This is a genomic window from Pseudomonas sp. 1 R 17, from assembly GCF_900067035.1.
GTDB classification, from domain to species: Bacteria; Pseudomonadota; Gammaproteobacteria; order Pseudomonadales; family Pseudomonadaceae; genus Aquipseudomonas; species Aquipseudomonas marginalis.
In genome coordinates, this window is sequence record NZ_FKLB01000037.1 from 290,269 (window position 1) to 313,571 (window position 23,303).

General features: G+C 60.7%; 24 protein-coding genes. 12 read left to right on the plus strand and 12 right to left on the minus strand.

Annotated elements, in window-relative coordinates; translation table 11 throughout:
• Window positions 1–128 precede the first annotated feature (128 nt).
• Window positions 129–458, plus strand: coding sequence for a YXWGXW repeat-containing protein (locus BFP99_RS13200; RefSeq protein ID WP_043293388.1), 330 nt, complete (start codon window positions 129–131; stop codon window positions 456–458).
• A gap of 7 nt (window positions 459–465) precedes the next feature.
• Here the strand turns inward: BFP99_RS13200 and BFP99_RS13205 are convergent, their stop codons facing one another.
• From BFP99_RS13205 to BFP99_RS13225, 5 genes are all read right to left on the minus strand, one after another.
• Window positions 466–837, minus strand: a complete 372-nt coding sequence (locus BFP99_RS13205) for a hypothetical protein (RefSeq protein ID WP_065928137.1) — start codon at window positions 835–837, stop codon at window positions 466–468.
• Between the two features lie 69 nt (window positions 838–906).
• A complete protein-coding gene (locus BFP99_RS13210; RefSeq protein WP_053132385.1) occupies window positions 907–1,302 on the minus strand; it encodes a PIN domain-containing protein in 396 nt (131 codons plus the stop codon).
• Window positions 1,299–1,556: an AbrB/MazE/SpoVT family DNA-binding domain-containing protein gene (locus BFP99_RS13215; RefSeq protein WP_074845160.1), complete on the minus strand. Its 258-nt coding sequence runs from the start codon at window positions 1,554–1,556 to the stop codon at window positions 1,299–1,301. Before BFP99_RS13215 ends, BFP99_RS13210 begins: the two co-directional genes overlap by 4 nt.
• 207 nt (window positions 1,557–1,763) lie before the next feature.
• The gene (ppnN, locus tag BFP99_RS13220; protein WP_065928136.1) at window positions 1,764–3,137 is read right to left on the minus strand and encodes a nucleotide 5'-monophosphate nucleosidase PpnN; all 1,374 of its coding nucleotides are present in this window, start codon (window positions 3,135–3,137) and stop codon (window positions 1,764–1,766) included.
• 147 nt (window positions 3,138–3,284) lie between these two features.
• Window positions 3,285–4,109, minus strand: coding sequence for an aspartyl/asparaginyl beta-hydroxylase domain-containing protein (locus tag BFP99_RS13225; protein ID WP_065947409.1), 825 nt, complete (start codon window positions 4,107–4,109; stop codon window positions 3,285–3,287).
• A 309-nt stretch (window positions 4,110–4,418) separates the two neighbouring features.
• On the opposite strand from BFP99_RS13225, the gene fabV reads away from it, so the two are divergent.
• Window positions 4,419–5,615, plus strand: a complete 1,197-nt coding sequence (gene fabV, locus BFP99_RS13230; RefSeq protein WP_065928135.1) for an enoyl-ACP reductase FabV — start codon at window positions 4,419–4,421, stop codon at window positions 5,613–5,615.
• Window positions 5,616–5,764: 149 nt separating this feature from the next.
• A complete protein-coding gene (locus BFP99_RS13235) occupies window positions 5,765–6,388 on the plus strand; it encodes an HAD family hydrolase (protein ID WP_065947410.1) in 624 nt (207 codons plus the stop codon).
• Here BFP99_RS13235 and BFP99_RS13240 read toward each other — a convergent pair.
• Window positions 6,385–7,290 (minus strand): LysR family transcriptional regulator, encoded by a 906-nt coding sequence (locus BFP99_RS13240; protein ID WP_065928133.1) that lies wholly within the window; start codon window positions 7,288–7,290, stop codon window positions 6,385–6,387. The genes BFP99_RS13235 and BFP99_RS13240 overlap by 4 nt on opposite strands.
• 103 nt (window positions 7,291–7,393) lie before the next feature.
• On the opposite strand from BFP99_RS13240, the gene BFP99_RS13245 reads away from it, so the two are divergent.
• Window positions 7,394–8,563 (plus strand): aspartate aminotransferase family protein, encoded by a 1,170-nt coding sequence (locus BFP99_RS13245; RefSeq protein WP_065947411.1) that lies wholly within the window; start codon window positions 7,394–7,396, stop codon window positions 8,561–8,563.
• Here the strand turns inward: BFP99_RS13245 and punR are convergent.
• Window positions 8,552–9,472 carry a DNA-binding transcriptional activator PunR gene (punR, locus tag BFP99_RS13250; RefSeq protein ID WP_065947412.1) on the minus strand — a complete coding sequence of 307 codons (921 nt, stop codon included), beginning with the start codon at window positions 9,470–9,472 and terminating at the stop codon, window positions 8,552–8,554. The two genes, BFP99_RS13245 and punR, sit on opposite strands and share 12 nt — an antisense overlap.
• 122 nt (window positions 9,473–9,594) lie before the next feature.
• On the opposite strand from punR, the gene punC reads away from it, so the two are divergent.
• Complete coding sequence (punC, locus tag BFP99_RS13255) at window positions 9,595–10,779, plus strand: purine nucleoside transporter PunC (protein ID WP_065947413.1); 1,185 nt, start codon at window positions 9,595–9,597, stop codon at window positions 10,777–10,779.
• Here the strand turns inward: punC and BFP99_RS13260 are convergent.
• Complete coding sequence (locus BFP99_RS13260) at window positions 10,776–11,609, minus strand: nucleoside-binding protein (RefSeq protein WP_065928129.1); 834 nt, start codon at window positions 11,607–11,609, stop codon at window positions 10,776–10,778. The two genes, punC and BFP99_RS13260, sit on opposite strands and share 4 nt — an antisense overlap.
• Window positions 11,610–11,769: 160 nt before the next feature.
• Between BFP99_RS13260 and BFP99_RS13265 the strand changes: the two genes are divergently transcribed.
• Window positions 11,770–13,272 (plus strand): nucleobase:cation symporter-2 family protein, encoded by a 1,503-nt coding sequence (locus BFP99_RS13265; RefSeq protein ID WP_065947414.1) that lies wholly within the window; start codon window positions 11,770–11,772, stop codon window positions 13,270–13,272.
• A 130-nt stretch (window positions 13,273–13,402) separates the two neighbouring features.
• Here the strand turns inward: BFP99_RS13265 and BFP99_RS13270 are convergent, their stop codons facing one another.
• Entirely contained in the window at window positions 13,403–14,335 is a 933-nt protein-coding gene (locus tag BFP99_RS13270; protein ID WP_065928127.1) for a proline iminopeptidase-family hydrolase, read from the minus strand.
• Window positions 14,336–14,427: 92 nt separating this feature from the next.
• Complete coding sequence (locus tag BFP99_RS13275) at window positions 14,428–15,192, minus strand: LuxR family transcriptional regulator (RefSeq protein WP_065947415.1); 765 nt, start codon at window positions 15,190–15,192, stop codon at window positions 14,428–14,430.
• 183 nt (window positions 15,193–15,375) lie between these two features.
• Here BFP99_RS13275 and BFP99_RS13280 point away from each other — a divergent pair, with 183 nt between their 5' ends.
• The 6 genes from BFP99_RS13280 to BFP99_RS13305 are packed head-to-tail and all read left to right on the plus strand — an operon-like array spanning window position 15,376 to window position 21,533.
• Window positions 15,376–16,263, plus strand: a complete 888-nt coding sequence (locus BFP99_RS13280; protein ID WP_027604191.1) for a proline iminopeptidase-family hydrolase — start codon at window positions 15,376–15,378, stop codon at window positions 16,261–16,263.
• 3 nt (window positions 16,264–16,266) lie between these two features.
• Window positions 16,267–17,214, plus strand: coding sequence for an ABC transporter permease (locus BFP99_RS13285; RefSeq protein WP_027604190.1), 948 nt, complete (start codon window positions 16,267–16,269; stop codon window positions 17,212–17,214).
• Window positions 17,211–18,068, plus strand: coding sequence for an ABC transporter permease (locus tag BFP99_RS13290; protein WP_065928124.1), 858 nt, complete (start codon window positions 17,211–17,213; stop codon window positions 18,066–18,068). The genes BFP99_RS13285 and BFP99_RS13290 overlap by 4 nt, the downstream gene beginning before the upstream one ends.
• Entirely contained in the window at window positions 18,065–19,021 is a 957-nt protein-coding gene (locus BFP99_RS13295) for an ABC transporter ATP-binding protein (RefSeq protein ID WP_065947416.1), read from the plus strand. Before BFP99_RS13290 ends, BFP99_RS13295 begins: the two co-directional genes overlap by 4 nt.
• Window positions 19,018–20,037 carry an ABC transporter ATP-binding protein gene (locus tag BFP99_RS13300; RefSeq protein ID WP_065947417.1) on the plus strand — a complete coding sequence of 340 codons (1,020 nt, stop codon included), beginning with the start codon at window positions 19,018–19,020 and terminating at the stop codon, window positions 20,035–20,037. Before BFP99_RS13295 ends, BFP99_RS13300 begins: the two co-directional genes overlap by 4 nt.
• The gene (locus BFP99_RS13305) at window positions 20,019–21,533 is read left to right on the plus strand and encodes an ABC transporter substrate-binding protein (protein WP_065947418.1); all 1,515 of its coding nucleotides are present in this window, start codon (window positions 20,019–20,021) and stop codon (window positions 21,531–21,533) included. Before BFP99_RS13300 ends, BFP99_RS13305 begins: the two co-directional genes overlap by 19 nt.
• A 199-nt stretch (window positions 21,534–21,732) precedes the next feature.
• On the opposite strand, the gene BFP99_RS13310 is transcribed toward BFP99_RS13305, so the two are convergent.
• Together BFP99_RS13310 and mupP are read right to left on the minus strand one after the other, a co-directional pair.
• Window positions 21,733–22,473, minus strand: a complete 741-nt coding sequence (locus BFP99_RS13310; protein WP_065947419.1) for a YciK family oxidoreductase — start codon at window positions 22,471–22,473, stop codon at window positions 21,733–21,735.
• 156 nt (window positions 22,474–22,629) lie between these two features.
• Window positions 22,630–23,301, minus strand: coding sequence for an N-acetylmuramic acid 6-phosphate phosphatase MupP (mupP, locus tag BFP99_RS13315; RefSeq protein WP_065928119.1), 672 nt, complete (start codon window positions 23,299–23,301; stop codon window positions 22,630–22,632).
• Window positions 23,302–23,303 lie beyond the last annotated feature (2 nt).

Consider the following 23,303-nt stretch of genomic DNA (forward strand, 5'->3'; position numbering starts at 1 on the left):
GTGCTGCTTCAGCAATCCGACAGACACAACCTGTTAAAAAAGTACCCAGGCCTGAGCAGGAGCACGGCTGAAACACGGGGGCATTTTTACCGGTGCAGGTGTTGGGCGATAACGCCCGAGGGGGTTGTATGTTGTTACGTTACGCGGCATTAGCGGCCGTTGTGGTCGCGGCGTCCGGGTGTGTGCAGGAGCGCGTGGTGCATGAGCGCCGGCCTGTACAGCGTGAATATGTCGAGGTGGTTGCGCCACAACCGCCGCCGACCCAGGTCATCGAAGTCGAGCCTGCCGTACGTGAAGGTTACATATGGTCACGTGGTTACTGGCGCTGGGAAGGCGGGCGCTACGTTGCCGTACACGGCCATTGGGAGCCGGTGCGAGAAGGCTATCGTTATGTGCATCCGCATTGGGTGCAGCGCAATGATGGCTACCACTGGCAGGTGGGGGGCTGGGTTCGTTGAACCCCGACTAGGAAGGCTTCTTTGTACCCAGGAGCCGTACTTCCCGCAGCAGCGCGGCACCGAGTTGATCGGTGCCCAGTTCCTTGTATCCCACGGCCTTGACCTCTCCGTTCTCTTCGGCCTGGATGATGATCACCGGTGTCTCTTTGCCGCTGGCTTCGTCGATGTGAAAAGCATATTGGGGAATATCCACCTTGATCGGCGTACCTGCGGCCTTGCCTTGCACATTGATCAGGAACGCTGCGCAGCCGGCGTCCACATCCACACTAGTGGCAGAACGCCCACTGACGAAGCAGCTCTTTGGCAGGTCGGGCCAGATGATCTCGGCCAGGGCGAGGGACGGCGTCAGGGCCAGGGCAGCAAGAAGAAGCGTGCGCACGTGGGGCGTTCTCTCGTTCAGGGATTAGCGACTTTTACCAAAGCCTGCCCCTTGCCGCAATGTCGCCGCTCAGCCCAGACGCTTCATACCCGCTGCCTTGGCCGCACCGAGGTCAAAGGTAGCGGTGTATTCGCACCCGGCCGCGTGGGCGCAGCGCTCTATCAGGCAATCGGCAAAATCGGCGTTGTTGGCCGTGAACCGTCGAAGTGCCTGCCAGATGACCTCGGCATGTTCGACGGTCAATTCACGGGTGCGCAGCAGGGTTTCCAGAACGACGACAATGTCATTTTTGGCACATTGGTAGCAGCTCTGTAATACCCATACCAACTCCACCACGGACACCAGGCTGACAAACCCTGGCGAAAGCGTGGTGAGGGATTCGATCAATTCGCAGGCCTTGGGGGATTGAACGGGATCATCCTGGGTGACGTAGCGCACCAGTACATTGGTATCCAGCCCGATCATCCAGCCTTCGCTCCCTGTGCTGCGATGGCGCGGTTCATGTCGTCAATGGACACGACCCTTGCAGGCTTCCGGACCAGCCCCTTGAGGTCATGGACAGTCTTGCTCGCTGCAATGATGGAAAACTTGCCATCTTCCGTTTCGACGAACTCGACGCGGTCGCCTGTTTCCAGGCCAAGTGCGGTCCTGACTTGGACGGGGATGGTGATTTGCCCTTTTGAGGTAAGTGTGGCGGTCGCCATGGTAAAGATCTCCAACATGATGCTCCTTACCTTAGGGTAAGGAGTGGTGGAGGACAATATCCGTTGGTCCATAGGTCGCTCTTCAGGTGGAGGATGAGTCGGGGTCATGAAAACCTAGTCCGAACTCAGCCCTCCCGCACGCTTACTCATGCCGCAAAGAGATACAAACTATGACCGACCGCCAGTAAAGCCTGGCGGCTGTAAGCAAATTACCTGGCGAGCTCACTGCACTACGCGATAACACGGCACATACGCCGCGCCACCCGGCAACTTCATGCGATGCTGGGCAACGAACGCCTGCAACAGCTCATCCAGTGGCTTCATGATGGCCGGGTCGCCGTGGATCTCGTACGGGCCATGTTCTTCGATCAGGCGAATGCCCTTGTCCTTCACGTTACCCGCCACGATCCCCGAAAACGCACGGCGCAGGTTGGCTGCCAGTTCATGGGGCGGCAGTGCGTGGCTCAGTTGCAGGCTGGCCATGTTTTCGTGGGTCGGGTCGAACGGGCGCTGGAAGCCTTCGTCGATCTTCAGCAGCCAGTTGAAGTGAAACGCGTCGTTGCGCTCACGGCGGAACTGCTTCACCGCCTTGAGGCCGACAGTCATCTGGCGGGCCACTTCGGCCGGGTCGTCGATGATGATCTGGTAGTGCGCCTGCGCGGCTTCGCCGAGGGTGGCGCCGACGAAGGCATGCAACTGTTGCAGGTACGGCGCGGCTTGTTTCGGCCCGGTGAGAATGACCGGGAAGGGCACGTCGCGGTTGTCCGGGTGCATCAGGATGCCCAGCAGGTACAGGAACTCTTCGGCCGTACCGGCGCCGCCGGGGAAGATGATGATGCCGTGGCCCACGCGCACGAAGGCTTCAAGGCGTTTTTCGATGTCCGGCAGGATCACCAGTTCGTTGACGATCGGGTTCGGCGCTTCGGCGGCGATGATGCCCGGCTCGGTCAGGCCCAGGTAGCGCCCGCCGGTAATGCGTTGTTTGGCGTGGGAAATGGTCGCGCCCTTCATCGGGCCTTTCATCACGCCCGGGCCGCAACCGGTGCACACGTCGAGGCTGCGCAGGCCGAGTTCGTGGCCGACTTTCTTGGTGTATTTGTACTCTTCGGTATTGATCGAATGCCCGCCCCAGCACACCACGATCTTCGGTTCCACGCCCGGACGCAGGGTGCGGGCATTGCGCAGCAGGTGGAATACGTAGTCGGTGATGCCCTGGGAGTTGCTCAGGTCGATGCGCTGGCTGTCCAGCTCGTTCTCGGTGTAGACGATGTCCCGCAGGGCGCTGAACAGCATTTCGCGGGTGCTGGCAATCATTTCGCCATCGACGAAAGCATCGGCGGGGGCGTTCAACAGCTCCAGGCGCACGCCACGGTCCTGCTGGTGGATGCGCACTTCAAAGTTCTTGTAGGCGTCGAGGATGGTCTTGGCGTTATCGATATGGGCGCCGGTGTTGAGGATCGCCAGGGCGCACTGGCGAAACAGGGTGTAGATGCTGCCGGTACCGGCTTCGCTCAGTTGCTGGACTTCACGTTGGGACAGGGTTTCGAGGCTGCCCTTGGGGCTGACGGAGGCATTGATGACTTGGCGTTGGGGCATTCTGATTCCTTGAAAACGCAGCCACCGCACCTGTCGAGGTGCGATGACGTGAGAATGGTGGGCGCAGGTTAGGGCGCACGAGCCGGATATTTACCTCAGGCGCAGGGCCGAGCGCAAATACCGTCCAACACCATCATGCCGCAGAACTTACTCAATCAGCTTCCAGTTTTTGTAGAAAACCCGACGCAGGGTAAAGACCAGCCCGGCAAAACCCGCGATGACGGCGTTAAGCACCGACGGCAGCGGCGTTGGCCGTACGATGTCGATAAACAGGCAGTAGCGCTTGGCGTCGTTCTTGTTGAAGGACGCATGCATCAGCGTGTCATCAAAGATAAACAGCGGGTCGTCGTGCCAGTAGTGCTTGTGCTTGCCGACCTGGATGTACACGCCATCGTGATGGGGCGCCGGTGCCATGTTGTAGAGCACGCGGAACATCATGCGCAGGGGGCCGAAGTGAAAGGACGTCGAGCGGTTCTCGTTGAACACCGACACGCCGATGGTTTTCACGAACGGCAGTTTTTTGCGCAGTTCAGGAATATCCAGGGTGGTTTCGATCGGTCGCCCGTACCACTGGAAAAACAACATGCCGCGCTTCTTCTCGGCCATGCGTTCATCCAGGTAGCCGATGATTTCATCCTTGTGGGCCATGGCGTCATCGAGCACCTGTTGCAGGTCTGTGCGCCAGGCGGGTGGCAGGTCGCGCATCGTATAAACGTGACGGTTACGCGAGCTCAACAGGTCGAAGAGGGTGTTGAACGGTGCCAGCAGCCAGGTATTGCGGCCACTGCCGATAAAGTATTTCTTGACGGTCGGCTTGTCATACAGGCCGTTACGCAGGAAGTCGTAAACGCCGCACACCAGTACCAGGCAGAGGAACACCAGGGTGGTTTCGGGGAACACATCGATAATCAGCAACACGCCGAGTACCCAGGCGACCGATACCGCTTTCTTACGCAAAGCAGACTTGTTCATGCAACTCAGCTCCAGAAGGACGCCATTCGACAGGTCCGGATCCGTGGCCGCGAGTGGTGGGGTTTTGAAACATAATGAAACATCTTCGTCATGATAAGGCGTCCAGCAGCGGATTGGCGTTTTAAATAGTGCAAAATTGTGAAGGCTCGACACAGTCTTTAAACCTGGTGGGCTCGTGTGGATTGGATTTTGTAAACAGAAGATTTGCGACTATCGTGACGCTTCGGTTTTTCGGACGTCATAGACCGGTACGATTGAAGTTGAATGGCCACCATTGGCCTTCGGCACCTTGGAAGAGGCAGAAATTTTATGATCATCAAACCGCGGGTTCGTGGCTTTATCTGTGTGACCGCTCACCCTGTTGGCTGTGAAGCGAACGTCAAGGAACAGATCGACTACGTAACTGAGCACGGCGCCATCAAAGACGGCCCGAAGAAGGTGCTGGTCCTTGGCGCTTCCACCGGCTACGGCCTGGCCGCGCGCATCAGTGCAGCGTTTGGCTGCGGCGCCGACACCCTGGGCGTGTTTTTTGAGAAAGAAGGCGAAGAAGGCAAGCTGAGCTCCGCCGGCTGGTACAACAGCGCTGCGTTCGAGAAGTTTGCCGTTGAAAAAGGCCTGTACGCCAAGAGCATCAACGGCGACGCGTTTTCCGACGAGATCAAGCGCCTGACCATCGAAACCATCAAGAAAGACCTGGGCAAGATCGACCTGGTCGTCTACAGCCTGGCCGCGCCACGGCGTACTGATCCAAAAACCGGTGAAGTCTACAACTCCACCCTCAAGCCAATCGGCAAGGCTGTGACCCTGCGCGGTATCAATACCGACAAAGGCGTTGTGGTCGACACTACCCTCGAGCCTGCAACCCAGGAAGAAATCGACGGCACCGTCAATGTCATGGGCGGCGCCGACTGGCAGCTGTGGATCGACGCCCTGCGTGATGCCGACGTACTGGCCGAAGGCGCCAAGACTACCGCGTTCACCTACCTCGGTGAGAAGCTGACCCAGGACATCTACTGGAACGGCTCCATCGGCGAAGCCAAGAAAGACCTGGACAAAAAAGTCCTGACCCTGCGCGACAACCTCGCTGCACTGAAGGGCGACGCCCGCGTATCGGTTCTCAAGGCGGTGGTCACCCAGGCCAGCTCCGCGATCCCGATCATGCCGCTGTACTTGTCGTTGCTGTTCAAAGTGATGAAAGAGCAGGGCACCCACGAAGGCTGCATCGAGCAGGTCTACGGCCTGTTCAAGGACAGCCTGTACGGCAGCGAACCGAAGCTTGACGCCGACGGCCGCCTGCGCGCCGACCTGGCCGAACTGGAACCGAAGGTCCAGGACGCCGTGGCGGCACTGTGGAACCAGGTCACCGACGAGAACGTCGACGAGATCAGTGATTTCGCCGGCTACAAGGCTGAGTTCCTGCGCTTGTTCGGCTTTGAAATCGATGGTGTGGACTACGAGGCTGACGTGAACCCGACCGTGAAGATCAAGGGTCTGGTCCAAGCCTAAACGCGGTTAAAAATGTGGGAGGAGGCGTGTCCCCCTCCCATATTTGTTTTTTTGGTTTTTCAGATCCGTCTTACGCTCCGGCGCGCACCTCCCTCCTTGTAAATCTGCCAGACTCCCTCAGCTCTCAAACCATGCTAACGGAGGATCTGATGACGATTCGTGCAGTCGTTTTTGATTTCGGCGGTGTTCTCTTCGATTGGAACCCGCAGCACCTCTATCGCAAACTGATTGCCGACGATCAAGAGCGGCAATGGTTCCTCGATAACATCTGTACCCAGGCCTGGAACACCGAGCAGGATGCGGGGCGGCCGCTGGCCGAAGCCACACAGATCCTGATCGATCAATACCCCGAGCATGAACCCTTGATCACGGCCTATTACGGCCGCTGGCACGAAATGCTGCGTGGCCCGTTGCCCGAAGGCGTGGCGATTCTCAACGCGCTGCATCAGGCCAACATGCCACTGTTCGGGCTCACAAACTGGTCGGCCGAGACCTTTCCCTATGCGCTTGCCCACTACTCCTTCCTTCGGCAATTTCGCAATATCGTGGTGTCTGGCGAGTTGAAGCTGATAAAGCCCGACGCGGCGATCTACCACGCGAGCCTCAGCCAGGTACGGGTGTACCTGCCGGATATCCAGCCGGGGGAAGTGGTGTTTATCGATGATGTCGCCGGCAATATCGAAGCGGCCGTCGCCCTCGGCTGGCAAGGCATTCACCACGTGTCTGCCGAGCAGACGGCGGCGCGATTGCGCGAGTTGGGCGTGGGCTTCTAGCGCGCCCACTTTTCCATGGCGAAATCCACAAAGGCGCGCAGCTTCGGCAAGCGATAACGGTCCTGGCCGTACAGCAAATGCATGGGCCGGCTGGGCAGTTGATAGGTGGTCAGCAAGGCCACCAGCTTGCCGGTTTGCAGGTCGGGCTGCACCAGGGCATCCGGTAGCATGACGATCCCCATGCCTTGCACGGCGGCCTGGCGCAAGGCCTGGGAGCTATTGATGGTCAGCGAGCCGGACACCGGGATTTCCACTTCGCCTTCTGCGCCGGTCATGCGCCACAGCTTGTCGGCGTTGCGCCAGTCATCGGTGGAAGGGTAGGCGAATGCCAGGCAGTCGTGCTGTTGCAGGTCCTCGGGTGTCTGGGGTGTACCACGTCGGGCCAGATAGTCCGGTGAGGCGCACAGGGTGATGGTGTAGTCCTGCATTGGTCGGGCGATCAGGCTTGAGGGTTCCAGCTCGCCCAGGCGGATAGCCACGTCAAAGCCGCTGTCGACCATGTCCATGCGCTGGTTGCTGAGCACCACGTACAGCTTGATCAGCGGGTAGCGTTGGGAAAACTCGCTCAAGGCCGGCGCCAAGCGTTCAGTGCCGAACGCCGGTGGCGCGGTGATGCGCAGGGTACCTTTGGGGATGTCGCCGTGGGCCTGTTCGGCCCATTGCTCGGAGTCTGCCACCAGCCCGAGTACTTCCAGGCAACGCTGGTAATACTGGCCGCCGAACTCCGTGAGGCTCTGTTTGCGGGTGGTGCGCTTGAGCAGGCTGACGCCCAGGCGTTGTTCGAGGGCGCGCAGGTGGTTGCCGACCATGGTGGTCGACATCCCGCAGGCGTGGGCGGCGGCGGTCATGCTGCCGCTCTCCACCACTTTCACGTACACCGACATCGCTTGGAACAGGTCCATTATCAAGTCCTGGTTTAAAGTGATTGTAGGAGGACGCAGTTTATCCAGCTGGGATGGCTAACGATACTGTTGCTATCTCAACGATGCACTGGAGTCCGCCACCATGACCGCCGCCTGCCTGATGACCACCTATCAACCCCTGGCCCTGAGCTTCACCCGTGGCCTCGGCACGCGCCTGTGGGACCAGCAGGGGCGCGAATACCTGGACGCAGTGGCGGGTGTGGCGGTGACTAACGTCGGGCATTCCCACCCGAAACTGGTGACGGCCATCAGCGAGCAGGCCGGCCTGTTGTTGCACACCTCCAACCTCTACAGCATCGACTGGCAACAACGTCTGGCCCAGCGCCTGACGCGGCTGTCCGGCCTGGACCGTGCCTTCTTCAATAATTCCGGCGCCGAAGCCAACGAGACGGCGCTGAAACTGGCGCGGTTGCATGGCTGGAAAAAAGGCATCGAAGAGCCCTTGGTGGTGGTGATGGAGAATGCCTTTCATGGCCGTACGCTGGGTACCATGGCGGCGAGCGATGGCCCCTCGGTGCGCTTGAGTTTCCAACGTTTGCCGGGGGATTTTCTCAAGGTCAGGTTTGGTGATCTGGCGGCGATCGAGGCAATCACCCAGACGTTTGGCACACGTATCGCGGCGGTCTTGCTGGAGCCCATCCAGGGCGAAAGTGGTGTACTGCCAGCGCCGCCGGGTTACCTGCAAGCCCTGCGTGACCACTGCACACGGCACGGCTGGCTGATGATGCTCGACGAAATCCAGACCGGCATCGGCCGCACCGGCGCCTGGTTTGCCTTCCAGCATGAAGGCATTGTCCCGGATGTGATGACCCTGGCCAAAGGCCTCGGCAATGGCGTGCCCATCGGTGCGTGCCTGGCCAGGGCAGCGGTAGCCGCACTTTTCACGCCGGGCAGTCATGGCAGCACCTTTGGCGGCAACCCGCTGGCGTGCCGGGTGGGCTGCACGGTGTTGGACATTATCGAAGAGCAAGGCTTGTTGCAGAACGCTGCACAACAGGGCGAGCGCTTGCTGGCGCGGTTACGCATGGAATTGGAAGAGCATCCGCAGGTGCTGGCGATTCGGGGGCAGGGCCTGATGATCGGTGTTGAGTTGGCCAGCCCCTATCGCGACCTGGCCCAGCGCGCTGCCCAGGAGCATGGGCTGCTGATCAACGTGACGCGGGGCAAGGTCATTCGCCTGCTGCCGCCGTTGACCCTGGATGCCAAGGAGGTGGAGATGATCGTGCGGGCTCTCACTCGGCTATTGAACTAGGTCCTTTCCGTTGAGCCACTCCTGGTTCATCGTCTCGGTATCCCCCAGGTATTCCAGCAACCACGCCATGGCCGGGGACAGTTTGCTCTGTGCCCAGGCCACACACGATGGGCTGGCCGGAAAGGGGCGCGTCAGTTGCAGCGCCACCAATTCACCGCGTTCGATCCACGGCAATACCTGATGCGCCGGTGCCATGCCGACGCACAGGCCATCGCGCAGGCAATCGATGGCAGAGGCCCAGTTGGGGACTACCAACCGGCGTTGGTTATCCAGGGTCCAGGTGTCGCGCTTGGGCAGGTTGCGCGAGGTGTCGGTCATGCACAGCGAGGCGAAGGGGCGCAGTTGGTCGTCATTGAGCAACCCTTTCATGGCCGCCAACGGGTGCCGTGCGCTGACCACGCACAGCCAATTCAATAAGCCCATATCGCGAAAGGTGAAGTGACTGGCCACCGGCACGGCGCTGGTGGCACCGATGACAATATCGGTGCGCTCATCCGCCAGGGCATCCCATACACCGTTGTACACCTCGTATTCCAGCAGCAATTCCACCTCGGGAAACTGTCGATAGAAATCCAGCACCAACTGTCGGCAGCGCTGGGGTTTGACGATGGAATCCACGGCCACCTTCAACTGGCCACTCCAGCCATTGGCCACCTGCTGGCACAGGCGCCGTGTGCCGAGCATTTTTTTCATTACCCCGCGGGCCTCGTCGATAAACAGACGGCCGGCGGGTGTCAGCTCCACATCACGATGCCGGCGCACAAACAACGGCACCGCCAGCCACTCTTCAAGTTGACGTACGGTATAACTGATGGCTGACGGCACGCGGTGCAATTCCTGGGCGGCGGCGCTGAAGCTGCCATGGCGCGCTACCGCATCGACGACATCCAGGGAGTATTCGGACCACATGAGGGTTGCCTTCAAAATTATTGATAACAGCCGCCAATTATTATCGCTTCACAGCAAAACTGTCAGCTTCATAATGGGCGGCAGTCAGCAAATAGTTTGATGGCAGGATTAACAAGGTTTCAATGAAAAATTCTTTTGGTTTCACCTGGTATCTGGCGGGGCTGAGCATGCTCGGTTACCTTGCCATGGACATGTATTTGCCGGCGTTCGGCGCCATGGGCGAGCAGTTGCAGATTGGTGCGGGCGCGGTGGGCGCCAGCCTGAGTATCTTCCTCGCGGGTTTTGCCGTGGGGCAGTTGCTGTGGGGGCCGTTGTCCGACCGCCTGGGGCGCAAGCCGATCCTGCTCGCAGGCTTGAGCCTGTTTGTGGTGGGTTGCGCGGGGATGTTTTGGGTCGAGACCGCGCCGCAGTTGCTGGCCTTGCGCTTTATGCAGGCGATTGGCGTGTGTTCTGCGGCTGTGAGCTGGCAGGCGCTGGTGATCGACCGCTACCCGGCCGACAAGGCCCACCGCGTGTTCGCCAGCATCATGCCGTTGATGTCGTTGTCACCGGCGCTGGCGCCGCTGCTGGGTGCGATGGTGCTGAACCACTTCGGTTGGCAAGCCATCTTTGGCGTATTGCTGGGGGTGTCGTTGCTGTTGTTGCTGCCGACGTTGTTTCTGCGCTCCGTGTCGAAACCTCAGACGCGGGAAGACGAACCTTCGCGCCTTGGCTATTGGCAGTTGCTCACCTCCCGGGTGTTTACCGGCAATGTGATGATCTTCGCCGCCTGCTCGGCCAGTTTCTTCGCCTGGCTGACCGCTTCACCCTTCATCCTCGGCGACATGGGCTATAGCCCGAATGACATCGGCCTGAGCTACGTGCTGCCGACATTGGCGTTTCTGGTGGGTGGCTACAGTTGCCGTAGCGCTTTGCAGCGTTTCCAGGGCAAGACGCTGTTGCCGTGGTTGCTGCTGGCCTATTGCATCAGCATGGTGGCGCTGTACCTGGTCGCCACCTTGACCGTGCCGACGCTCACCACCTTGCTGATTCCGTTCTGCCTGATGGCGCTGGTCAACGGCGCCAGCTACCCGATCGTGGTGGCGAATGCGCTGATGCCGTTTGCAGAACATTCCGGCAAGGCGGCGGCACTGCAAAACACCCTGCAATTGGGCCTGTGCTTTCTCAGCAGCCTGTTGGTGTCATCGATGATCGAGCAACCGTTGCTGATCACGGCGATCGTGATGCTGGCGACTGCGCCCTTGGCCGTCTTGGGCTATTGGCTGGCGCGGCCGAAAGCAGACAAGTCGGAACTGGCCGCCGCCTAGAACGTCACTTCCATGTTCACCGTCGGCGTTGACGTACGGCTGCCCCGGCCGCCGTCCACGCCGAACTTGTTGTGCCAGTACTCGTAACCCACCCCGAGGTACAGGTTCGGCTTCACGCTCTTGCCCGGTCGCACCGCGACCATCAGCGCGCTGCGCATCAGGGTTTCCGGTGCCGTGTCACGGCCATGGTAGTCCGCGCCTTTTTCCCCGACGTAGTTCACAAAGCCCTGGAATTTCGCCGCATGGTTGGCGATCTCGAAAGGGCGCATCCACGTCAGGTTGAGCATGTAGGTGTCGTCAAACGTGTGGTTCGACTCCCGTGCACCGGGGATGCCGGTGTGGTTGCGCTCCTTGTAGTACAGAAGGCTCAGGTCCAGCACGCCCACGGTGTTGAACTTCAATGTCGGGCCGAGCACCAGTGCGCGTTTTTTCGCCGACGCGACGTTGTTGTTGCGGTTCGCATCAAAGCCCAGGGTCAGCGCGTAATCCTTGATCAGCCCGGTGCCCAGTGGCACATCCAGCACCCGTGACGCATACAACTGATGCCGGTACACCGCGTACACCTCGCTGCCACCGTGGTCGGTGCCCTTGCGCGGGTCGCGGCTGTCGGACAGGAACACGTCCAGGTTCAGGAAGTTGCTGCCATACCGGTAGCCGCTGGCGTGGGTAACGCTGTAGATGCGCTTGCTGAATTCGTCGGGGTTATTCGGATTGGTGAATTGCTGGCCGTAGCGAAAACCTACGCTGTTGTTCATCCATTCCACCGCGACGGCCTCCCCGCCGCCGAGGAGAGTGAGTGCAACGGTGGCTCCCTGTAATGCCTTTTTCATTGTTCTAGTGTCCTTTTGGCGTTCTGGCTCATCACGGCCAGATTGTTTTTGTAACGCCGATGGAGGGTATCTTGTTCGATTGATTGTATACAACTCTATGGACATCTAGTCTAAACATTGCATACAGTGTCACCACAACAAAAACAGAGAACCCCTCACCATGACTATCCCGAAGGCGTCACCGCAGCGGCCGGAAGATGAGAATCTAGGCGTCGCCGCCAACATGGCTTACGGCCTGCAGCATGTGCTCACCATGTACGGCGGCATCGTCGCGGTACCGTTGATCGTGGGCCAGGCGGCCGGGTTGTCACCGGCGGATATCGGCCTGTTGATCGCCGCGTCGCTGTTTGCCGGTGGCCTTGCCACCCTGTTGCAAACCCTTGGCCTGCCGTTCTTTGGCTGTCAGTTGCCGCTGGTGCAGGGCGTGTCGTTTGCCGGTGTGGCAACCATGGTGGCGATTGTCGGCAGCGATGGCGCCGGCGGGGTACCGGCGATTCTCGGGGCGGTGATGGCCGCGTCGTTTATCGGGCTGTTGATCACCCCGGTGTTCTCGCGGATCACCCAGTTCTTCCCGCCGTTGGTGACCGGTATTGTGATCACCACCATCGGCCTGACCCTGATGCCCGTGGCGGCGCGCTGGGCCATGGGCGGTAACAGCCGCGCGGCGGATTTCGGCAGCATGCCCAATATCGGCCTGGCGGCGTTGACCCTGGTGCTGGTGCTGCTATTGAGCAAGATCGGCAGCGCGACCATCTCGCGCCTGTCGATCCTGCTGGCGATGGTGATCGGCACGGTGATCGCGGTGTTCCTCGGCATGGCGGATTTTTCCGGGGTCAGCCAGGGGCCCATGTTCGGTTTCCCTGCGCCGTTCCATTTCGGTATGCCGACCTTTCACATCGCGGCGATCATTTCCATGTGCATCGTGGTGATGGTGACACTGGTGGAAACCTCGGCCGACATCCTGGCGGTGGGGGAAATCATCGATACCAAGGTCGACTCCAAGCGCCTGGGTAACGGCTTGCGCGCCGATATGCTGTCGAGCATGTTCGCGCCGATCTTCGGTTCGTTCACCCAGAGTGCCTTCGCCCAGAACGTTGGCCTGGTGGCGGTGACCGGAGTGAAGAGTCGTTTTGTGGTGGCAACCGGCGGCTTGTTCCTGGTAATCCTCGGATTGCTGCCATTTATGGGGCGGGTGATCGCGGCGGTGCCGACCTCGGTACTGGGCGGTGCCGGGATTGTGCTGTTCGGTACCGTGGCGGCCAGTGGTATTCGCACCTTGTCCAAGGTGGATTACCGCAACAACATGAACCTGATCATCGTCGCCACGTCCATCGGGTTTGGCATGATCCCGATTGCCGCACCGAGTTTCTACGACCAGTTCCCCAGCTGGTTCGCGACCATTTTCCATTCGGGTATCAGTTCGTCGGCGATCATGGCGATCCTGCTGAACCTGGCGTTCAACCATTTCACCGTAGGCAATTCGGACCAGCAGTCGGTGTTTGTAGCGGGGACTGAGCGCAGTTTGTGTTTCCACGACGTAGCGGCGTTGCGTGATGGGGACTATTTCAGGGGTGGCAAGTTATTTGATGCCGAGGGTAAGGAAATTCCATTGGTGGCGCAGGAGCCAAGGAAAGCCCCACACGCAGAAACCACAGAGGTCTGAAAATGTGGGAGGGGCGGTGCGACGATTCGACTTGCTCCCGATAGCGGTGGGTCAGTCACAAATACAGTGGCTGACACTCTGCTATCGGGAGCAAGTCGAATCGTCGCACCGCCCCTCCCACATTTGGAACTCAACCAGCCTTGCGGACTGTGTGCGGAACAGAGCACGCCTCATCCAGAAACTTCACCACGGTGCCCATGCACGCCTGGCGTTCTTCCACGTGGGGCATGTGGCTGGAGTCTTCGAACAGCGCCCAGCGCACATCCGCGATCTCATCCAGGAATGGCTTGACCACCAGTGGCGTGGCCTCGTCATGCCGGCCGGAAATCACCAGGGTCGGCACCTTGATCGCCGACAGGCGGCCAATGGATTTCCAGTCCTTCAGGCTGCCGATCACGTGGAACTCGGTCGGGCCGCTCATGGCGTGATACACCGTGGGGTCCGAGTCGACCTGGGCGAAGGTGCGCGCCACTTCTTCCGGCCATGGGTTCACCCGGCACACATGCTGGTCATAGAACACCCGCGAGGCGGCGAGGTATTCCGGGTCGAGGTAGGTGCCGGCGGCTTCATGCTTGAGCAGGGTTTCATGCACGCCTTGGGGCAGCAGCTTGCGCAGGCGGTTGGCTTCGCTGACCCAGGTGCGCATGCAGGTCGGTGAATTGGCCGGGATAAACGCACGCAGGCCCTTGGGTTGCAGGATTGCGTGCTCGCTGCCGAGCATGCCGCCCCAGGACTGACCAAGGATCGCGTAGTTATCGCTGATCTGCAGGTGGTCCAGCAGGTTGTCCAGTTCTTTAAGGAACAGATCGACGGTCCAGAAGGACGGGTCTTTCTCAGGCAAGTGCGTGGAGCGGCCGTTGCCCAGTTGGTCGTAGTGGATGACCGCATGACCGCTGGCCGCGACGTCCTTGAACGCGTCGACATAATCATGGGTACAGCCCGGGCCACCGTGGATGACCACCAGCGGCGTGCGGCCGCTGGCCAGGTCGCCAGTGACGCGGTACCAGGTCTGGTAGTCGCCAAACGCGGCATACCCTTCGCGGATTTTTTCGATGAAGTCCATTTCCTGCCCTGCCCTGAAAAAATGATCAGGGACACGATAGTCTGCGGACGAGATTTAGGTAACTAGCAAAACAGCTAGGTTTTGCCGGGGGATCAGTCTTCCAGCAGGCGGTAATGGGTGGCGCGGACCACCGCCTGCACACGGTTCTTGGCGCCCAGTTTGTGCATCGCCGAGGCCAGGTGCAGGGTGACGACGGCCAGTGAGCGGCTCAGTTGCGTGGCGATTTCGGCGGCGGTCAGGCCGTCGGCGGCCCATTTGAGGCATTCGCGTTCACGTTTGGTCAGGTGAATGTGCGGGTAGGTGCGCAGCTCCTTTCCGAACAGCGGGTAGGCCGCTTCCTGCAAAGCGTGGGAAATCAGGCTGAAGTCCGACAAGGTCTGCTGCGCGTCCTGCAGCACGGTAGGCGTTTTGCCGGTGCGCAAGCCGGTCAGTGACGCGAAGCCGCCACGGGGCAGGTGCATCGGCACGCTGACGCCGCAGGTCAGTTGCTGGTCGTGCAGGTAGGACGAAACGGGGGCGTGGCAGGGGTCGATGATGGTTTGCAGGGCCGTGTCAGCCTGGGCTTCGTAGGACCACACGAACGGCGATACCGTGCGCAGAGCCAGGTGTTGCACCGGGTCGATCTGGTAGAAACCCTTGCTGCACCACAGCGCATGCCAATCGGTCGGCGTGTTGCGCAGCTCCAGCACCGAGGGGGTGATCAATGCACCATCCTGGTCGATCGGCACCGGGGTGTAGTCGTATACCAGTGCATCGAAGCCCAACTGCTGGGCGAGGATAAAAGTGTTGTCCATCTGCTCATCCAGGCTCCTGCCCGGCATCAGACGTTGATTGAAGGCAGTTAGCTTGGCCAGCATCCGTTCTGCTCCCGAATTCATTTGAATCTCCACTTCCTGCAAGTAGAATGCCACGCCCCGGCGAAGGACTGCCAGGCCAAACCTATAAGAAATACCAGGTTATGGACGCGCGGCATCCTCGGTAGTGTTGGCCTGATAAACGGCCGCTGCCCGCCAGGCCGATACAACACAAGGAATGTATGCATGTGGCGTGAAATTGCCCCCGACCAGCAGTACAACGTGCAAGTCGATGGCCACAACCTCGTGGTCTACAGCTTCGGCGAAGGCGATGAGGTGCTCTTGTGTCTCAACGGCGGGCCGGGCCTGCCGTGTGACTACTTGCGCGACGCCCATGGCTGGCTCAAGGACCATGACCTGCGAGTGGTTGCATTCGACCAGCTTGGCACAGGCGCATCAGCCAGACCGACCGATGTTTCCCTGTGGGAAATCCGCCGTTATGTCGAAGAAGTCGAAACCGTACGCCAAGCCCTTGGCCTCGGCCGCGTGCACCTGCTCGGGCATTCCTGGGGCGGCTGGCTGGGCATCGAATACGCCATCCATTACCCCGACAGGCTGAAAAGCCTGATCCTCGAGAACACCGTCGGCGACATTCCGCATCTTTCTCAAGAACTCGAACGCCTGCGCGGCGCGCTGGGCAGTGAGACCGTGGCGATGATGCAACGCCACGAAGCCATGGGTACCCTGGATCACCCGCAGTACCAGGCCGCGATCACCTTGCTCAACTATCGCCACGTCTGCCGCCTGGACGAATGGCCCGAACCGGTCAAGCGCTCCCTCGGCGACTGGAACATGGGGCCCTACGAAACCATGCAAGGCCCCAACGAATTCCTCTACGTCGGCAACCTCAAGGACTGGAACCGCATCCCCGAGATGGCCGCTTTCAACATGCCGATCCTGATCACCACCGGCCAGCACGACGAACTCACCCCAGCCTGCGCCATGCGCATGAAGATGGCGGCCAGACACGCCGAACTGCATGTATTTCCCAACAGTAGCCATATGCCGTTCTATGAAGAGCCACAGGCTTATTTTCCGGTACTGTTGGACTTTCTCGCTCGCCACCGAGGCTGACAGATGAACCTGGCGCGCTACCGTTTTGTACTGTCCCGGCCACTGCAATTGCTGCCGGTACTGTTTGGCATCAGCCTGATCACGTTTGTGCTGGTGCGCTCGATTCCTGGCGACCCGGCGCGGGCCCTGCTGGGCTCGCGCAGCACGCCGGATGCCTTGCTGAAAATCCGCGCCCAGTACGGCCTCGACCAGCCTTTGTGGCAGCAGTATTTCTATTTCCTGAAGAACCTGCTCAAGGGCGATCTCGGCCAATCACTGCTGTACAAAGTCGACGCCTTGAAATTGATCGTCACCCGCATCGAACCCACCCTGGTGCTGGTGCTTGGCAGTGTGGTGCTGGCACTGCTGATTGCGGTGCCGCTGGCGACGTGGGCGGCGCGCAATAAAGGCGGGTGGGCGGACAACCTGATCCGCGTGTTCACCACCGTGGGCCTGGGCATGCCGGCGTTCTGGCTGGGCCTGATGCTGATCCTGCTGCTCAGTGTGCAATGGGGCCTGTTCCCGGTGTCCGGCTACGGCCGTACTTGGCTGGACAAGGCGCACCATATGGTCTTGCCGTGCCTGACCATCGCCCTGGCGCTGTCGGCGGTGCTGGTCCGCAACCTGCGGGCGAGCATGTTGATGGAGCTGCAGGCCGACCACGTCACTGCCGCGCGGGCCCGTGGGCTGTCGGAAGCTGCGGTGTTCCGTCGCCATGTGTTGCCCAATTCCCTGGTGCCGGCGGTCAACCTGCTGGCGGTGAATATTGGTTGGCTGATCAGCGGCACCGTCGTGATCGAAAGCCTGTTCGCCATTCCCGGCATCGGCCAGTTGCTGGTGCGCGGCATTTTTACCCGCGACTACATGGTGGTGCAGGGCGTGGCGATGGTGCTGGCGTGCGCGACGGTGGTGGTCAACTTTATCGCCGACGTGGTCACGGTGGCCCTCGACCCTCGGGTGAAAATGCAATGAGCAGCCGTCCACTGATTGCCCCATGGCGCCTGCGTCTGCGGTTTGGCTTTCGCAATGGCCGCCTGACGGCCGCGTGGGGGCTGTTGATCCTGTTGGTATGGTTGGTCCTGGCGCTGTGTGCGCCGTGGATCGCGCCCTATGACCCGATCGCGCAGAACACCGACATCAGCTTGCTGGGGCCGAGCCTGGCCCATCCATTCGGCACGGATAACTACGGTCGAGACATCCTTTCGAGGGTGATCTGGGGCGCGCGCGTCGATCTGCAACTGGCCATTATCGGGGTGATTTTCCCGTTCATGATCGGCACGTTTGTCGGCGCGGTTTCCGGCTATATCGGCGGGCGCTTCGACAGTTTCTGCATGCGCGTGATCGATGTGATCCTGGCGTTCCCGTTCCTGGTGTTGATGCTGGCGATCATGGCTATCCTCGGTCCGGGCCTGAAGAGTTTTTATATCGCCATGGCGCTGGTGGGCTGGGTGTCGTATGCGCGGCTGATCCGCTCACAGATCCTGGTGCTCAAGGAAAGCGACTTCGCCCTGGCGGCCAAGAGCCTGGGCTTTGGCCATGGGCGCATTCTGTTCCGACATTTGCTGCCGAATGCGATGTTTGGCTCGATTGTGTTTTCCATGTCTGACGCGGTGCTGGTACTGCTCAACGGTGCCGCCGTGAGCTACCTGGGCCTGGGCGTGCAACCGCCGACGGCGGAGTGGGGGACGATGATTGCCGAAGGGCAGGCGTTTATCACCACGGCCTGGTGGATCTGCACCTTTCCGGGGCTGGCCATCGTGACCCTGGCCATGGGCTTCAGCCTGCTGGCCGATGGTGTGGCGCAAGTGCTGGGGGATCGCTCATGAGCCTGCTGCAGGTGCAAGACCTCAGCGTGATCGCCAACAACGCCGGGCGCGATGTGACCTTGGTCGACCGCGTGTCCTTTGACCTGGCCGAAGGCGAGATCCTCGGCCTGGTGGGTGAAAGCGGCTCGGGCAAGACCATGGCCTGCCGTGGCTTGATGCGCCTGTTGCCGTCGCCCAACCTGCGCGTGCAGGGCGGTGCGGTACGCCTGGCGGGCCAGGACCTGCTGCAACTGGATGACGCCGGCATGCGGGCGGTGCGTGGCGGGCAGTTGGGCATGATCTTCCAGAACCCCAGCAGCCACCTCGACCCCTTGATGCGCATCGGCGATCAGATCGCCGAAGGCATCCGCCTGCATCAGGGCGCGTCGAAAAAAGACGCGCGCCGACAAGCCATCGAAGTGTTGCGCCAGGTGGGCATTCCCGATCCCCAGGCACGGGTCGACAACTATCCCCATGAATTTTCCGGTGGCATGCGCCAGCGCGCGATGATCGCCGTGGCCCTGGGCTGCAACCCGAACGTATTGATTGCCGACGAGCCGACCACGGCGTTGGACGTGACCGTGCAGGCGCAGATCCTGCGCCTGCTGCTGGACCTGCGTGACCAGCGCGGCCTGTCGCTCATCATGATCACCCACGACCTCGGCGTGGTTGCGCAAACCTGTGATTCCATCGCCGTGATGTACGCCGGGCGCCTGTGCGAGCACGGCAGCAAGTACGACGTGCTCGCCCATCCGCAACACCCCTACACAGCCGGCCTGATTGATTGCCAACCGACCCACGGCAGTGGTCCTGGGTTGCTGCGTACCATCCCCGGCCAGCCGCCCTTGCTCGATGCGTTACCCGACGGCTGCCGCTTCAACCCGCGTTGCCCGCAGGTCGGCGCGTTGTGCACCGAACGGTTGCCCGAAGGCGCGCGCGTGGCCTGTCACTACCCGTTGGGAGCACGCCCATGAGCCTGTTGCAGATCAAGAACCTCGAGGTGCGGTTCGCCGCGTCCGGCACGGGGGTGTTCGGCCTGAACAAGCAGTGGGTGAAGGCGGTGAACGGTGTGTCGCTGAACCTTGCAGCCGGTGAAACCCTGGGGTTGGTGGGGGAGTCCGGCAGCGGCAAAAGCACCCTGGGCCGCGCGATCCTGCACCTCAACCCGATCAGTGCCGGGCAGGTGCTGTTCGATGGCATCGACATGGCCCATGGCAGCGCGATCGACATCGCGCGCCTGCGCCAGGAAACGGCGATGATCTTCCAGGATCCCTACGCCGCGTTGAACCCGCGCCACACCATCGGCGAAACCATCGCCGAGGTGTTGCGGGTGCAGCGCAAAGTCCCGGCAGAGCGTATCCCGGCTCGCGTCAACGAACTGCTTGACCTGGTCGGCCTGCGCCCCGAACTGGCCAGTCGCAAACCCGGCGCCCTCAGTGGTGGCCAATGCCAGCGTGTCGGTATTGCCCGGGCGCTGGCGGTGGAGCCGCGCTTGATCATCGCCGATGAATGCGTGGCGGCCCTGGATGTATCGATCCAGGGCCAGATCATCAACCTGCTGTTGGAACTGCAACAGCGCATGAACCTGGCGATCCTGTTTATCGCCCACGATTTGGCCATCGTGCGGCGCCTGTGCGACCGCGTGGCGGTGATGTACCTGGGCAAGATCGTCGAGGAAGGGCCGGTGGAAGCGGTCTTCACCTCGCCGCGCCATCCGTATACGGCGGCGTTGATCGAGGCGATTCCGGAGATCGATCCGCACCGGCCCTTGCCGACGCAGCCGTTGCCTGGCGAGCCGCCGAGCCCGCTGAATTTGCCTACGGGCTGTGCCTTCCACCCGCGTTGCCGGTACGCCCGGACGATGTGTTCCGTGGTATTGCCGCCTACCCATTCCCTGCACGAGCATCGATACAGTTGCGTGCTTGAAGAACCGTTGACCCTACCTGCCCATCATGAACAAGGAGTTATGACATGCAATCGCGCCACTTGAAGTTGCTCGCCGCTGCTACGTTGACCGCGTGGTCCCTCACTGCCGGATTGGCGCAAGCCGCCGGCGTCCTGACCATCGGCTGCCGTGAAGACAGCACCACGTTCGACCCGATCAAAAGCGCGCAAAACCGCGATACTTGGGTATTTGCCAACGTCTACGACACCCTGGTACGCGTGGACAACCTGGGCACCAAGATGGAGCCGGGCCTGGCTGAAAGCTGGGATATTTCCAAGGACGGCCTGACCTACACCTTCAAGCTGCGCGATGCGAAGTTCTCCGACGGTTCGGCGATCACCGCCGAGGATGCAGCGTTCAGCCTGTTGCGCATCCGCGATAACAAGGCTTCGTTGTGGGCTGATCCCTTCAACCTGATCGACACCGCCAAGGCGACGGACTCGAAAACCCTGGTTGTCACACTGAAGACTCCGGCGGTCGCCTTCCTGTCGCAACTGGCTTCGCCGACGGTCTCGATCCTGTCGGAAAAAGCCATGACCAAAATGGGTGAAGACGCCTACTCGGAAAATCCGGTGACCTCCGGCGCGTTTATCGTGGACGAATGGCGCAAGGGCGACCGGGTCATCCTGAAGAAGAACCCGAACTTCTGGCAGGCCAAGAAGGTCAGCCTGGATGGCGTGGAGTGGGTCTCCGTGACCGACGACAATACGCGGATGCGCATGGTGCAGAACAACGAGCTGGACACGGCGATCTTCGTACCGTTTTCCCGGGTTGAAGAGCTGAAGAAAGACAAGAACGTGGTGATCCACTCCGACCCGTCCACCCGTGAAGATCACCTGCTGATCAATCACGCCCACGGTCTGCTGGCCAAGCAGGAAGTACGCGAGGCGCTGGACATGGCCATCGACAAGCAGTCGCTGGTGAAAACCGCGACCTACGGTCAGGGCACGGTGGCCTATTCCTACATCCCGAAAGGCTCGTTGTTCCATTACGCCAACAACCTGCAACGCCCGTATGACCCGACCGCCGCCAAGAAACTGTTGGAAAAGGCTGGCGCGAAGGACTTGAAGCTCAACTATGTGGTCAACGCCGGCAACGAAGCCGACGAGCAGATCGCGGTGATCATCAAGGACCAGTTGGCCAAGGTCGGCGTGACCGCCAACCTGCAGAAGGTCGACCCGACCCAAAGCTGGCAGATGCTGGTGGACGGTGAGTACGATATTTCGGTGATGTACTGGACCAACGACATCCTCGACCCGGACCAGAAGACCACCTTCGTGCTCGGCCACGACACCAACCAGAACTACATGACCCGCTACAAGAACGACAAGGTCAAGGACTTGGTCGCGGCGGCGCGCATCGAAGCCGACCCGGTCAAGCGTGAGCAGATGTATGTCGAGTTGCAGAAACTGGCGAAACAGGATGTGAACTGGATCGACCTGTACTACAGCCCGTACATCAACATCTCACGCAAGAATGTGAGCAACTTCCTGCAAAATCCGTTGGGGCGCTTCACCCTTGAGGAAGTGGTGAAGAACTAAATAAGTAAACCCAATGTGGGAAGAGACCTGTGGTGAGCGGGCTTGCCCCGCGCTGGGCTGCGAAGCAGCCCCACAGTTCAGCCAGCGCGATCTGACAGAGAGATTACGTTGGCAGGTTTTGGGGCCGCTTCGCAGCCCGGCGCGGGGCAAGCCCGCTCACCACAAAAGCCAACTCCCACAGCGGGTAGGGTGTCAGGGATTACTGCGCGTCAAACGCCTGCCCATTGATGCCGGTACTGTCCGGCCCCATCAGGTACAGGTACACCGGCATGATCTCTTCCGGTGCCGGCCTTTCCATTGGGTTCTCCCCTGGATATGCCTGGGCCCGCATGCTGGTGCGCGTGCCGCCCGGGTTGATGCTGTTGGCGCGCACCGGTGCGACGGTGTCGAGCTCATCCGCCAGTGTCTGCATCAAGCCTTCAGTGGCGAATTTCGACACCCCATAAGCGCCCCAATATGCCCGGCCCTTGCGCCCGACGCTGCTGGAGGTGAACACCACCGACGCATCCTGGGACAGCTTGAGCAGTGGCAACAACGTGCTGGTGAGCATGAACATCCCATTGACGTTGATGTGCATCACCCGCATGAAGTTTTCGCCGGACAGCTGCTCGATCGGCGTACGTGGGCCGATGATCGAGGCGTTGTGCAGCAGGCCATCGAGGTGGCCGAATTCTTTTTCGATCATCGCTGCCAGCTCATCGTATTGATGGGGCAGGGCGGTCTCCAGGTTGAAGGGGATCACCACCGGCTGCGGGTGGCCGGCCGCTTCGATCTCGTCATACACCTGGGCCAGGTTGGCTTCGGTCTTGCCCAGCAACAGCACGGTCGCGCCATGGGCGGCGTAGGTTTTCGCCGCCGCCGCGCCAATGCCGCGACCGGCGCCGGTCACCAGGATCACCCGGCCTTTGAGCAGTTCTGGACGTGCGGAGTAATCAAACATAAACAACCTCGACAGAATTCACAGAAAATCCAAGCACCCCTTGTAGGAGCGAGCTCGCTCGCGAAAAACGTCAACGATAACGCGGGGTATCTGGATCAACGCGGCGATCTCGGGTTCTTCGCGAGCAAGCTCGCTCCTACAGAGGGGAGCGAACCATCAGCAACTGCACAGCGCGTTATCCAGCACCTTGCGCAGTTCCAGTGGATGATCCACCACCACATCCGCGCCCCAGTGGCGTGGGTTGTCATCCGGGTGGATATAGCCATAGGTGACCGCCGCCGTGCGGGTGCCGGCGTCGCGGCCGGACTCGATGTCGCGCAGGTCATCGCCCACGAACAGCACGCTGGCCGGGTCCAGGCCGAGCATCTTGCACGCCAGGATCATCGGCTCCGGATCCGGCTTGCTGTTTTTCACGTGGTCCGGGCAGATCAGCAGCGCCGAACGCTCGGCCAGGCCCAGTTGCTGCATGATCGGCTCGGCAAAGCGCAGTGGCTTGTTGGTGACCACGCCCCAGATCAGCTTGGATTTCTCGATGTCTTCCAGCAGTTCGGCCATGCCGTCGAACAGTGTGCTGTGGACCGCACAACCCTTCAGGTAACGCTCGAGGAATTCCAGGCGCAACTCTTCAAAGCCGGGGGATTCCGGGTCCATCGAGAAGGTCACGGCCACCATCGCCCGCGCACCGCCGGAGATTTCATCGCGGATATGCTGTGGGTTGATCGGTGGCAGGTCGCGGTCGGCGCGCATCGCCTGGCAGATGGCGATAAAGTCCGGCGCAGTGTCCAGCAGGGTACCGTCCATGTCGAAGAGAACCGCTCGCAACTTCACAG